Here is a 12,651-nt window from a genome sequence, read left to right on the forward strand (position 1 = left end):
CATGAGCAAGGCGATCATCGTTCGAAATACCGGTGGCCCGGAGGTCATGGAGTGGACGGACTGGCCTGTGGCCAGCCCGGGCGAGGGGCAGGTCGCCGTCCGCCAAACCGCGATCGGCCTCAACTTCATCGATACCTACCAGCGCTCGGGCCTTTATCCGCTGCAAACTCCGTTTGTTGCGGGCAATGAAGGCGCCGGCATCGTCACCGCTGTTGGCCCAGGCGTGCAGGACCTCGCCGTTGGTGACCGGGTGGCTTACCAGGGGCAGGTCGGCGCCTATGCCGAGCAGCGCTTGTTGGCTGCGGACCGCCTCGTGCGTATCCCAGATGGCGTGGACGACCAAACCGCGGCAGCGGTGATGCTCAAGGGGCTTACTGCCTTTTATCTCCTGTTCAAGACTTGGCCGGTCCAATCGGGAGAAACCATTCTATGGCACGCTGCCGCAGGCGGCACGGGTCAGATCGCCACCCAGTGGGCCAAGTCCCTGGGGGTGCGCGTCATCGGCACGGCGGGGAGTGAGGAAAAAGTCGCCTTGGCCCTAGAGCATGGCTGCGAAGCGGTCATCAATTACAAGACCGAGGATTTTGCCGCCCGCGTGCGGGAGCTAACCGAAGGACGCGGCGTCGACGTGGTTTATGACGGCGTCGGCAAGGCCACGTTCGACAAGTCGCTCGATTGCCTTCGCCCGCGCGGATTGATGGTCAGCTTCGGCAATGCCTCGGGCGTGGTGTCCATTCCCGACCTCACCGTGCTGTCACGCAAGGGCTCGCTGTTCGTGACCCGGCCGATCAGCGTGCATTATTTCCCGCAACGCCGCGATCTGCTCGAAGGCGCCGAGGCCCTGTTCGACGCGATCAGGTCGGGGGCGATCAAGGTCAATATCGGACGCACTTTCCCCCTCGCGCAAGCAGCCGAGGCACATCGCGCGCTCGAGGATCGGCAAACCACCGGCTCGGTGATCCTGCTGCCATAGGGGGGATGGACAGCCAAACCGCCAGCGGCTAAACGCTGGCGCGTCGGGTAGGTGGCAGAGCGGTTGATTGCTCCGGTCTTGAAAACCGGCGAACGTGAAAGCGTTCCGGGGGTTCGAATCCCTCCCTACCCGCCAATCCCACAGCAGCAAACATTCTCCAGCGGGTAGGGCAGGGGTGAGAACCCCAGCTTCCGCGGGCCTTTGCGGCTACACCTGTGGACTGCCCATCTGGCCTAAGCGCCCGAAATGCTCTCTCTGACTCGATTGTTCTCCAAAGCTGGGGACTTCGTCATTTTAGTCCCCAGCTTTTTCGATGTACTGTCTCAGGTACTTAGCTGAGGCGGGATAGGAGAGTTGGTGGCTGGATGATTGGGGCTGGGAGAGAGACCGGGGTCGAACTTTCGCGGCTGGCGGTCATCTGTCTGGTCGGCGGATGTGCGCCCCGTTTCCGCCGTTCAGTGTACCGACCGGACATCTCGAAAGCAGGCGGTCCACTATCTGGACGCGCGCGTGGTCCTTATGCTGGAGACGCCAGGCAATGCCCAGGCACGTAAGTATCTGCTATCGACCGCCCGCCTACACAGCCGGTATCCCGCTCCGCCCCGGTGCATCCGTTCCCTGCGTGTCGGTTGCCGCCGCAGTATGGCGCACATAAGATTCTTTGCACAAGCTTGGCGTTCGAGTTGCGGGACAGAAAAGTCGCGTGAGGATTGCTCCAGTGCGAGGACAAGAAGGGTGTAAAACCTGGATTGGGAGTTTCAAATCCACCTCTTCATTGTGCGCAAGCATGCTCATCGCAGTAGCCGCTGAAGTTCTTATTGGCTAACAATGGACGGACGCAATTAACGCCGCCGAGTTCCGGCACAAGCCGAGGTAACTTCCACCGTAGTAAGCAAATAGCCCCGACGGCAGGACTTGCAGCGATTCAAGTCGCTCGGCTCCGAGATAATCCTAGCGAACAAAGACCCCATGAACATTAAACATGCTCCCGACAAGCTTACCATCCTGATTGCTTCGCCCTTGGAAGACCAGCATGTCGAGCGAATCAAGGCCTACGATCCGGCTCGATACGAGGTAATCCACCACCCTGATCTGCTCGCCAGGCCGCGCTATGTCGCGGACCATAATGGAGCACCGCGGACGCTAAGTGCGGGCGAGCAGTCACGGTGGTCTGAACTGATGCTGCAGGCCGACATTCTGTTCGACTTCGACCGCTTAGATCCGGGCAATATGCCTGTCAACGCGCCCAACCTACGTTGGGTGCAAGCGACAAGCGCCGGCATTGGCGAGTTCCTCCGCCGCACAGGTCTTGACCAAAGCGATATCACCTTCACCACGGCATCGGGTGTTCATGCCCGGCCACTGGCGGAGTTCGCTTCGCTTGGGCTCCTCTATTTCTTCCGTGACATGCCCTATCTGGAGGCTCGAAAGCGCGAGCATCACTGGGAACGCTACACCGTTCGGGGTCTAGAAGGCGCGCGCGCGTTGATAGTGGGCCTCGGCTCAGTTGGGCGGGAAATTGCCCGTGATTGCGCGCATTTCGGGGTGGAAGTCTGGGGTACTCGGCGAACAGGCGGCACAGCACCTGAAGGGGTCAGCCGCATGATTGATCAAAAGGAAATTCGACAGGTCTTGCCGGATGTGGATGCTCTGGTTCTTGCCTGCCCACTAACAGAAGAAACGCGTTTGTTGATCGACCAGCCCGAACTCGACGCCCTTAGACCAGGTGCCGTTATTGTCAACGTGGCTAGGGGCCAGGTAATCAACGAAGCTGCCATGTATGAGGGGCTCAAGTCGGGCCGCATCAAAGGCGCCGCCCTCGATGTGTTCGAGACCGAGCCACTCCCGAAAGAAAACCCGATCTGGGACCTTCCAAATGTGCTGATCTCGCCTCATTCGGCTAGCACCGTTGACGCCGAGAACAGTCGTATCGTGGATATCTTCCTCGACAATCTGGGCCGGTTTGCTCGTGGTGAGCCCCTCCGTAATGTTTATGAGCGCCACCGCGGTTACTAAGACCGACACGATAGACTGCTGAGCGGAGGGCCGGCGGCCTGTGCAGCCATGCCGCAACTTTGGTTTCTGTTTGACAATGGTCTCTGCATATGCGGCGCCGCTGCTTGCTCATCCGCGTTCGGTTATGCGTAAAGTCTGCGCTCTCCGCCAACGTGAGGTAATAAGTTTATAATCCGGGTGCTTACTTGGTGAGCAGCTGTTTTTGTGAGTTGATTTTGGAGGCAGGTACGTATCTGCTGTTACTTGGAATGAAGCTCCCGTCCAAGGTAACCACCGCAGGGTGAACAGAAGGGCTGGAGTATTCGGAAAGGCAGAACCATACCGGATGACTGAAGCCTACACGCCTAGTGCACGAGTTGATGCTCGCAGCGATCGGGCTGTTCGCGCAACTTCTGTGAGCGCTCCCGATCTCAGATCCGCCGCTGCTCCCGGAGCGAAGGTCCTAGAAGTTCGAGGTCTTGAAACCAAGTTTTATACGGTCGATGGTGTGGTGAACGCCTTGAACGGTATCTCTTACACGGTCAACAAGGGCGAGTGCCTGGCTATCGTGGGGGAAAGCGGCAGCGGCAAGACGGTTGGCGTGCTGTCAATTTTGCGTCTTATCCAGTCGCCGCCTGGACAAATCGTCGGCGGCTCCATTCACTTTAATGGCGTCGACCTGCTTTCATTGGACGACCGCGCCATGCGTGATGTGCGAGGGCGCGAAATTTCGGTGATCTTCCAGGATCCGATGACGTCGCTTAATCCGGTGATGCGGGTTGGAGCCCAGATCACTGAAAGCATTCAGGCGCACGAGAATCTGACGCGCCGCCAAGCCCGCGCCAAGGCCGCAGATTTGCTGGGCATGGTGGGCATACCCACGCCGGCAAAGCGCCTGGATGACTATCCACACCAGTTCTCGGGTGGCATGCGCCAACGCGTCATGATCGCCATGGCGCTGTCGTCCTCGCCTCAATTGATTATCGCCGACGAGCCAACCACGGCATTGGACGTGACCATCCAGGCGCAAATCGTCGAGTTGATCAAGAAGCTGCAGGCGGAGTTAGGCACTGCGGTGATCTGGATTTCGCACGATCTTGGAGTTGTAGCCCGCCTGGCCGACAATGTTGCGGTTATGTATGCCGGCCATATCGTGGAAAAAGCGCCGGTGGACGAGCTTTATGCCCGTCCTGCTCATCCTTACACCATCGGGCTGCTGAATTCGCTGCCGCGGCTGGATGCGCGCGACAAGCGTAAGTTGCAGGCGATAGGGGGCTTGCCCCCCAATATGCTTGGCACCATCATCGGCTGTCCCTTTGTGCCGCGCTGCCCCCACGCGACCGAGATCTGCCGGGGAGAAATGCCGCCCTTGGCAGAAGTGGCGCCTGGACATCTGGCTGCCTGCTGGCATGATCGATTGCGGCATGGGGATACACGTCAGTGAGCGTCCAACCCTTGGTTCGTGTCAAAGACCTGAAGATGCATTTCCCGATCCGCGCCGGCCTCCTCAATCGCCAGATCGGGGCTGTAAAGGCTGTTGATGGCATTACCTTCGACATCCAAAAGGGCGAAACGCTGGGGCTTGTAGGGGAGAGCGGTTGCGGAAAGACCACTGCCGGCCGTGCAATCCTGCAGCTTTATCGTCCCACTGCCGGGGAAGTCCATTTCAAGGGCGCCGACTTGCTGAAGCAAGATTCCGGAAAGATCCGCCAGGCGCGCCGGCATATGCAGATGATCTTCCAGGATCCCTATGCTTCGCTCAACCCACATATGCGGGTGGGGGAGATCATCGCTCGGCCGTTGCGCGTGCATGGCCTGGTGAAGAATTCCCGGGAGGAAAAGGAGGTGGTTGCCGACCTGATGGCCAAGGTCGGGCTCAGGACTGCTTTTCGCGACCGCTTCCCGCACGAGTTCTCGGGAGGGCAGCGTCAGCGCATCGGCATCGCAAGGGCACTGGCAACTTCGCCTGACTTCATTGTTTGCGATGAGCCGATTTCCGCTCTCGATGTCAGCATTCAGGCGCAGATCATCAACCTGCTTGAGCAGTTGCGCGAGGAATTGGGGCTGACTTACCTCTTCATCGCTCATGACTTGAGTATGGTGCGGTACATTTCCACTCGCGTCGGCGTCATGTATTTGGGCAAGATGATGGAGCTGACCGAGAGCGACGAACTCTATCAGCATCCGCTACACCCCTATACCAAGGCGTTGCTTTCGGCCATTCCCATCCCCGATCCGCCGCTGGAACGGCAGCGTCAACGCATACTGCTGCAAGGTGATCTTCCCAGCCCTGCCAATCCTCCGACAGGCTGTCAGTTCAGCACGCGTTGCCCCTTTGCGACCGATCACTGTCGCGCTGTCGAGCCAGGGTTCCGGGAAGCCGCTCCTCGTCACTGGGTTGCATGTCACTACGCCGAAACCCTCGATGGGGTATCTCCGGGCCAACGACAGGGCGCCCCCCAGCAGTGAGTTACGTTATCCGCCGCCTGCTGCAGTCTCTAATCGTCGTCGTCGGAGTGAGCATAGTTGCGTTCGGCATGCTGTTTGTCACCGGGGACCCCACCGAGGTGATCCTGGGCGAGGCGACTGATCGAATGACCGTGGAGCAGATCCAAGAATATCGGGTCAAGATGGGGTTCGACCGTCCTTGGTTCGTTCAATATGGCAGCTTTGTCTGGAACGCGCTGCATGGAGACTTTGGTTACTCCTTTGTTCGCCATCAGCCTGCGTTTCAGGTCATCATGGACAAGTTGCCCGCTACCATAACCCTCGCGGCCGTGGCCTTTGTCTTGTCTTTGCTGATTTCCATACCCTTGGGCGTCCTGTCTGCAATAAAAGCGCACAAGCCCCTAGACCATGTCGCCACCTTTTTTGCCCTAGCAGGCCAATCCATCCCCAGCTTTTGGCTCGGTATTCTGCTGATCCTGTTGTTCGGGGTACAGCTGAAATGGCTGCCGATCTCGGGTAGCGGCACCTGGGCGCATATGGTCATGCCAGCGATCACGCTGGCTGCCTTTCCTATTGCTCGCAATATGCGCCTGACACGCTCGTCGATGCTGGACTTCATGCAGCGCGACTTTACGCGCACCGCCCGGGCCAAGGGCATCTCCGAAAACCGCGTTGTTTATGCCCATGTGCTCCGCAATGCGCTTCTGCCAATCGTCACCGCCATAGGGCTGGAACTCGGCTTCCTGCTTGGTGGCTCGGTGATCACCGAAACCATCTTCGGCTGGCCGGGCGTTGGTCGCGAGATCGTTTCGGCTATTGGCTCGAAGGACTTCTATGTCGTGCAGGCCGGCGTGATCATGCTGGCCCTGATCTTCGCAGGCGTGAACCTGCTCATCGATCTGGCTTATTCCTGGATCGATCCGCGCATCCGGTATGGCTCATGACCTTGATCCAACAGCCTCCTAAGGGCGATGCCTTGATCCCAGCCGAGCAGGAGGTTCTGGCGTTGTCTGCCGCCTCAGAGGCAAATCCCGCCTCGAAAAGTCAGTTCCTGCCGCGCTTGTTGCGCAGCAAGGCAGCCTTGGTGAGTGTTTTCATTCTCCTGCTCGTCATTCTTGCCGCCCTCACTGCACAGTGGCTGGCGCCCAGCGACCCCTATGCCATCAAGGTTATCCAGCGACTGAAGCCCCCCGGCTACCAGAACAGCGCTGGCGTAACCTTCTGGCTTGGCACCGACACACTTGGACGTGACGTGTTGAGCCGCATCATCTACGGCGCGCGCGTCTCATTGACGGTCGGGATATCCGCCGTCGTGATCTCAGGAACGGTGGGCCTGCTCGTTGGGCTCTTGTCCGGCTACTTTGGCGGGGTCGTGGACGACGTCTTCATGCGCATTTGCGATATCCAACTGTCATTCCCCACAATCCTGCTGGCTTTGACCATAATGGCCGTGCTCGGCAGCGGGCTCGATAAACTCATACTGGTGCTGGGGTTGACCGGCTGGGTGCAGTACGCCCGCATCGTGCGCAGCCAGGTGCTGTCGATCAAGAACGACGAGTTCGTGCTGGCCGCGCGTGCGACTGGGGAGCGCCAATGGCGCGTTCTGTTCCAGCATATCCTGCCCAACATCTGGAGCCCGATCATCGTCATCGCCAGTTTCACGGTCGCCAGCAATATCGTGGCGGAGGCGTCGTTGAGTTTCTTGGGCGTCGGCGTGCCGCCAAGCGTGCCGAGTTGGGGCACCATCCTGGCGGATGGGCGCCAGTATATCGGGGTGGCAGACTGGCTGACGATCCCAGCCGGCCTGGCGATCTCGCTAACGGTCCTGGCTATCAACATCATCGGAGACTGGCTGCGGGATTACCTTGATCCGCGCCTGAAGAACATTCTCCAATAAATTCGTCAAAGCGTGACATGCACGCCATCGCAGCTGAAGGGGAGTAGAATGAAACCACACGGTCTTTTACGAACGGCGCTCCTTGCGCTCAGCCTGAGTTTAGGTGCTGTTGCATCTTCTCCGGTGATGGCCCAGAGCAGGCCGGTTATCTTCCTTGAACGCGCCGAGCCGGTCAGTCTCGATCCGATGTTCACGCAGGCTGACGCCAATGTCATCCTGTCGATCCATGAAACACTGTTCCGCCTCGACAACGCAGGCGAGGTGGTACCGGCGATCGCCGAGTCGATTACCATGATCGATCCCTTGAACTGGGAGATCAAGATCCGCCCCAACTTGGTGTTCCATAATGGCGAGCCGATCAACGCCGATGCGGCCGTGTTCACATTCGATCGCGCCAAGAGATTATTCGAAGCCGGGGAAGGCGACCTGACCTTCGCGCTCGGGGCGCTGAAATACGACCACATGGAAAAGGTGGATGACCTAACGGTAAAGCTCGTGATGACCGCGCCTGATCCGATCATCACCTCGCATATGGTCAATCCTGAACTTTCGCTTCTGCCACCTAAATACTACTCTGAGCATACGCCTGAAGAGGTTGCATTTGCCCCGGTGGGTGCGGGTGGCTACCAGTTCGTATCCTACCGACCTGGTGAGGGTCTGGTGCTCAAGGCTTTCGAAAAGTACCGGTTGGGCAAGCCGCCCGTAGACGACGTTGTGATCAGGGCCGTGCCTGAAGTTGCAACCCGCATCAGTGAGATGAAGGCTGGGTCTGCCGATTTGATGGTGGGGGTCCCGGCAGACCTCAAAGCAGATCTCGAAAGTTCAGGGGCAAACGTCATCGTTGCCGCGAGCTATCGCCGCCTGTTTGTAGCCATCAAGCAGGGCCGCCACCCCGCACTCGCCGACGTCAAAGTGCGTCAAGCGATGAACTACGCCATCAACTGCGAAGAAATGGCGGACGCTCTACTTGGCGGAATGGCGGAGTGTTCCATAGATCTGGTCAATCCGCCCCATCAAGATCCCAACCTGAAGCCTTATGCCTATGATCCGGAGAAGGCCAAGCAGCTCTTGGACGAAGCTGGCTGGATGGTCGGCAGCGAGGGTGTTCGCGAAAAGGACGGAGTGCGGCTGTCGCTGAATTTCGACACCACAAACGGCTCCTATCTGATGGACAGCGACATGGCGCAGGTCATGGCGGAGTACTGGAAGGAAGTGGGAATCGAAATTGCTGACCTGCGGGTGATTGATGCCTCGGTCAGCTCACAAATGCGGGCGCAGCAAGGTGCCGGTTACCGCGACCTGATGAACAGCTCGTCTGGTCCCGATTACACATGTCAGGGCGATCTGCTTCTGGTGCAAAAAGATTCCGGCTCGAACCGTATGAGCTGGGTGGACGACAAGTTCGAAGCAATGTTTGTAGCCTTCAACCAGGAGTTCGATCAGTCCAAGTGGACCGAGATGTGCAACGCGGCCCAAGCATATGTCGCTGAGCAGGCCCCTGTGGTGTGGTTGTTTACCGAGCCCACCTTGTACGGCACCTCTCCACGGCTCCAGTACGAACCGCGCCGTGACGGTCGAGTCTACCTGAACCTGGTGCTTAAGGGCGTCACTGAGTAGTTAGGCGAGCGATCAGCGGCCTGGATCTGCAAGATTCAAGCCGTTTCTGATTCTAACTGGCAGCAGAGGTGCTCTCCCCGTCCGGAAATCATGGTGAGGTCGGCAACGGCTTTTGACGACCTGCTGAAAGGCTACTGTCGGGCACCTCGGCTCTTAAAGCTGCCGGTCAGCGTACGGCCCCAAATCAGCCCTGCTTATCCCCGCAGCCAGGAACAGGGGTACTCTACCTCCATACAGGAGGTCGCCATGTCACAAGAAGTTAGTCGCACCCGAGCCCAGTACCTCAACGGCATAGCGGTAACTTTGCTTGGGAGTAGCCTGTCAGCAGGTTTCGGAGGCGCTCCGATCTGGGTGATTGTACCCGCGGCGGCAGGCAGCCTGCTGCTGCACTGGCAGGCGGTAGAAATTATCCGGCAGGGGAAGTGAGGTTCTCGGGGAAAGCGAGAGTTTCCGCCAAGCTGGTAACCACGCCTTTGTTCACGACCCGTGATGTAGCCTGCTTTTGCAGGATTTCCCCATGAGCGTTACCCGTCTAAATCGCCCCGACCTAAGCCGTGAAGAGGTGAGAACACAGCTGGCCGTTCGCGATACCCCATACTACCACCTTATCGGGTATGGCCGGCACATCGGCCTGAGGCGATCTTCAGAGGGCGACTACTGGGTTGCCCGCATTCGCACCAGGGCAGGCGGTTACTACCGGCGGAGCATCGGCCCAGCTTATGACAGCACTGGCTCGGGACTGACCTACCCGGACGCTGTGGCTGCAGCTCGGCGGTGGTTTTCTCGTCCTGCTGTTCATGCCCATGCCGCCGACGAGAAGCGCATCGGTGTCCAACAGGAGCTGGTGGTCTGCCCTGTGCCGGGGCCCTACAGCGTCGCCCATGCAATGAACGACTATGTGGAGTGGAAGCGGCTGACTGCCGCCAAGAGCCATTTTCAGACCAACCTGTCCCTCATCAACCACCACATCATTCCACGTTTGGCCCATATGCTTGTGGCCGAGTTCACCGGCGAGCACCTACGGATGTTCGTGAAGCAAGTGCTGGAAACACCGCCGAAGCGCGGCAATCAAGCAGTGGGAAAGACGCGCAGCATTGGGAGCCTTGATGAGGAGCAAACGCGCAAGCGCAAGAAGACCATAAATACGCTGATCGGCATCCTGCGGGTAGCTTTCCAGATGGGCTGGGAAAGCGGAAAGGTTGAAAGCGATCGATCCTGGCGTTGCTTGAGGCGCATCCCTGCTGTGGATCGGCCTCGTGTCCTGCACCTGTCCAGACCCGAATGCCGAGAGCTTCTGGAGCAGTGCCGGCCGGACGTGGCTCGGCTGGTTCTAGGCGCGCTTTATACGGGCTGCCGCGCCACTGAACTGCTACGCCTCCGCTGCGGCGATGTTGGTCGTGACGGGTACGGCATCTATGTGGCGCCGCTCAAGACCTATAAGCCACGCTTCGTGTTCTTGCCCGATGAAGCCATGGCTTGGTTTCTGGATCTCACTAGGGGCGGCAAGCGGTCAGACCTGGTGTTTATTCGAGACAGCGGCAAACCTTGGTTCGGCAACTACAAGCACCTGTTCAAGGCGGCTGTCCGCGCTGCAGCGCTGCCAGACGAGTTCACGTTCCACGGCTTGCGGCACACCTATGCCAGTCAGCTCATTCAAGCCGGAGCAACCGTCTACGCTGTTGCCGAGCAACTCGGTCATGCGGATCCGACAACTGTTCTGAGGACTTACGGTCACCTCTCCCCATAGATCCGAGAGTCTGAGGTGCGGCAGCGGTTCACCACTCTCAGCCACGATAACGCTCAAGTCGCCAAGGACCGCCGCGACGAACTCCGCACTTGGCGCGGTAGCCTGCATGGGGGCGAGTGGCGGGAATATGCAAAGATCTCAGATGTGCAGGAATACGAGACCGAGCAGATCGATTAGCCGGCCAAGCTCCGCTCCTGCTCATGCCACAGCTCGGTCTTGAGCGACAGTAGCGCTGGCAGGAGCAGATCAATTCGCTGTCCTCCCAGGATGCCCTCAATAATCTCGGGCGCGAAAAGGGTCATCCTAACCACCCGGCTAACATAGGATCTATCGATCCCCTCTGCATCCGCCATCTCCGCCACGGTGGCGTAGGCCCCACTCTCCAGCAGCTTGCGCCACCGGAAGGCTCGCGCGAGGGCCTTGACCAGAGTGTTGTCGATCCGCGGGCGGGCAGAGGTGGCGATTTCTTCTCCTGCTGGCGACAGCACCAGCTTGCGCCCGCCGCGTTTGCGGATGGTCAGCGGGACCGTTACGGAGAGGGTGTCTGGCGTTTGATCCTTGCAGTGGTTCATGCCGCTTCCTTCCGGTTCAACTTCGGCAGTTCGGCGACAAGTCCGCCTAAGCCTTCGCCGCGGATAGCGATCGTCGCGCCTTGCGTGCTGAGGTCAACCCGCTCCACCAGCAGTTGCACGATCCGGGCCTGCTCGGCTGGGAACAGCTGATCCCAGAGGCTATCGAACTGCTGCAGGGCTCGCCGGACCTCGTCATCGGTGGTGCCGCGGTCCTGCTGCCGTGCCGCCGCGGCCGTTCTGGCGATGATATCCGGCGATCTTAGGACCGCTCGCAACTGGTCGATCACCGCGCCCTCGATCTCACCAGCACCAATGCGCCGGATCGGGCAGGTCTCAGGACCCAGCTTCAGCACCGACATGGTGACATAGTAGCGGTAGAGCCTGCCGCGCCGCCTGGTGTGGGTTGGGGTCATCGCCATGCCGTTCGGGGCGAACAGCAGCGCCTTGAGCAGGGCGGGGGTCTGTGCCCTCGTCTTGCAAGCACGGGAGCGAACTGGGCAAAGGACAAGAGGATGTTGAGGGTCAGCCGTCCCATGGACGTGGTGGTGTTGAACGACTGGGTAACCGAGACAAAGGTCACGCCATGTTTGTCGAACACATCCACGAGTCTGGAGAAGTCCATCAGCGAGCGGGACAGGCGGTCGATCTTGTAGACCACCACCACATCAACGAGGCCATCCTCGATGTCAGCCATGAGGCGCCTGAGGGCAGGGCGATCCAGATTGCCACCCGAGAACCCGCCATCATCATAGTCGTCCCGCACCGGGATCCAGCCCTCCGGCTTTTGGCTGGCGATAAAGGCTTGGCAGGCTTCCCGCTGCGCGTCGAGCGAGTTGAAGGCCATGTCCAAGCCTTCTTCCGACTATTTGCGGGTGTAGACGGCACAACGGAGCCGACGGACAACACCATCCCTCATGGGTTGCTCCTCTGGTTCTTGAGCCCAAAGAAGGTCCAGCCATTCCAGCGGGTGCCGGTGATGCGCCGGGCAATGGCGGACAGCGAGGAGTAGGGCACGCCAAGATAGTCGAACCCCTTGTCCGTGACAGTGACCGTATGCTCGACACCCTGCCACTCCCGCAGCAGTCGCGTCCCGGCAATCGGCAGCAGATTGGCGGAGCGCTTGCGCACCTCGGTGCGGCCGCCATCCAGTTCCTCCCCGAGCTGCTCCAGGCGCCGAATGGTCTCGGGCCTGAGTCCACCATAGACCAGTTCCTGAATGCGATACGTGAGGCGGCTCTCGAGGAACTTGCGGTTGTAGGGTGGTGGCTCGGTGCCGAACAGCGCCCGCCACTTGGCCTTCAGTTCAAGTATGGACAGGGTCTTGAGTGGTCTGCCCCGCATTGGCGGTCCGGGATTATTGTTAGTGCATAATTGGGCTTGATGCCACCGTGGGAGGGGTTGA

13 protein-coding genes and 1 tRNA gene are annotated in these 12,651 nt (G+C 59.4%); 10 read left to right on the plus strand and 4 right to left on the minus strand.

What is annotated here, in order from left to right:
- The first annotated feature begins 1 nt into the window (after window position 1).
- The 10 genes from AC3YMN_RS14505 to AC3YMN_RS14550 all read left to right on the plus strand — a co-directional run bounded on the left by AC3YMN_RS14505 (window position 2) and on the right by AC3YMN_RS14550 (window position 10,854).
- Window positions 2-973, plus strand: coding sequence for a quinone oxidoreductase family protein (locus AC3YMN_RS14505; RefSeq protein WP_489890527.1), 972 nt, complete (start codon window positions 2-4; stop codon window positions 971-973).
- 45 nt (window positions 974-1,018) lie between these two features.
- Window positions 1,019-1,108 (plus strand) — tRNA-Ser (locus tag AC3YMN_RS14510).
- Window positions 1,109-1,942: 834 nt separating this feature from the next.
- Window positions 1,943-2,989 (plus strand): D-2-hydroxyacid dehydrogenase, encoded by a 1,047-nt coding sequence (locus AC3YMN_RS14515; RefSeq protein ID WP_489890528.1) that lies wholly within the window; start codon window positions 1,943-1,945, stop codon window positions 2,987-2,989.
- A 325-nt stretch (window positions 2,990-3,314) separates the two neighbouring features.
- Window positions 3,315-4,412, plus strand: coding sequence for an ABC transporter ATP-binding protein (locus AC3YMN_RS14520; protein ID WP_489890529.1), 1,098 nt, complete (start codon window positions 3,315-3,317; stop codon window positions 4,410-4,412).
- Window positions 4,413-4,447: 35 nt separating this feature from the next.
- Window positions 4,448-5,437, plus strand: coding sequence for an ABC transporter ATP-binding protein (locus tag AC3YMN_RS14525; protein ID WP_489890549.1), 990 nt, complete (start codon window positions 4,448-4,450; stop codon window positions 5,435-5,437).
- The gene (locus AC3YMN_RS14530; RefSeq protein ID WP_489890530.1) at window positions 5,434-6,360 is read left to right on the plus strand and encodes an ABC transporter permease; all 927 of its coding nucleotides are present in this window, start codon (window positions 5,434-5,436) and stop codon (window positions 6,358-6,360) included. The genes AC3YMN_RS14525 and AC3YMN_RS14530 overlap by 4 nt, the downstream gene beginning before the upstream one ends.
- The gene (locus AC3YMN_RS14535) at window positions 6,357-7,313 is read left to right on the plus strand and encodes an ABC transporter permease (RefSeq protein ID WP_127751667.1); all 957 of its coding nucleotides are present in this window, start codon (window positions 6,357-6,359) and stop codon (window positions 7,311-7,313) included. Before AC3YMN_RS14530 ends, AC3YMN_RS14535 begins: the two co-directional genes overlap by 4 nt.
- 48 nt (window positions 7,314-7,361) lie before the next feature.
- Window positions 7,362-8,930 carry an ABC transporter substrate-binding protein gene (locus AC3YMN_RS14540; RefSeq protein ID WP_489890531.1) on the plus strand — a complete coding sequence of 523 codons (1,569 nt, stop codon included), beginning with the start codon at window positions 7,362-7,364 and terminating at the stop codon, window positions 8,928-8,930.
- 517 nt (window positions 8,931-9,447) lie between these two features.
- Window positions 9,448-10,677 (plus strand): tyrosine-type recombinase/integrase, encoded by a 1,230-nt coding sequence (locus AC3YMN_RS14545; RefSeq protein WP_489890532.1) that lies wholly within the window; start codon window positions 9,448-9,450, stop codon window positions 10,675-10,677.
- Window positions 10,678-10,692: 15 nt separating this feature from the next.
- A complete protein-coding gene (locus AC3YMN_RS14550) occupies window positions 10,693-10,854 on the plus strand; it encodes a hypothetical protein (protein ID WP_489890533.1) in 162 nt (53 codons plus the stop codon).
- Here AC3YMN_RS14550 and AC3YMN_RS14555 read toward each other — a convergent pair.
- From AC3YMN_RS14555 to AC3YMN_RS14570, 4 genes are all read right to left on the minus strand, one after another.
- Window positions 10,851-11,249, minus strand: a complete 399-nt coding sequence (locus AC3YMN_RS14555) for a hypothetical protein (protein ID WP_489890534.1) — start codon at window positions 11,247-11,249, stop codon at window positions 10,851-10,853. The two genes, AC3YMN_RS14550 and AC3YMN_RS14555, sit on opposite strands and share 4 nt — an antisense overlap.
- Window positions 11,246-11,668 (minus strand): hypothetical protein, encoded by a 423-nt coding sequence (locus AC3YMN_RS14560; RefSeq protein WP_489890535.1) that lies wholly within the window; start codon window positions 11,666-11,668, stop codon window positions 11,246-11,248. Before AC3YMN_RS14560 ends, AC3YMN_RS14555 begins: the two co-directional genes overlap by 4 nt.
- Entirely contained in the window at window positions 11,659-12,093 is a 435-nt protein-coding gene (locus AC3YMN_RS14565) for a recombinase family protein (RefSeq protein WP_489890536.1), read from the minus strand. The genes AC3YMN_RS14560 and AC3YMN_RS14565 overlap by 10 nt, the downstream gene beginning before the upstream one ends.
- 68 nt (window positions 12,094-12,161) lie before the next feature.
- The gene (locus AC3YMN_RS14570; RefSeq protein ID WP_489890537.1) at window positions 12,162-12,590 is read right to left on the minus strand and encodes a DUF2924 domain-containing protein; all 429 of its coding nucleotides are present in this window, start codon (window positions 12,588-12,590) and stop codon (window positions 12,162-12,164) included.
- Between the last annotated feature and the right edge of the window lie 61 nt (window positions 12,591-12,651).

It is taken from the genome of Devosia sp. Z11_6, assembly GCF_058133665.1.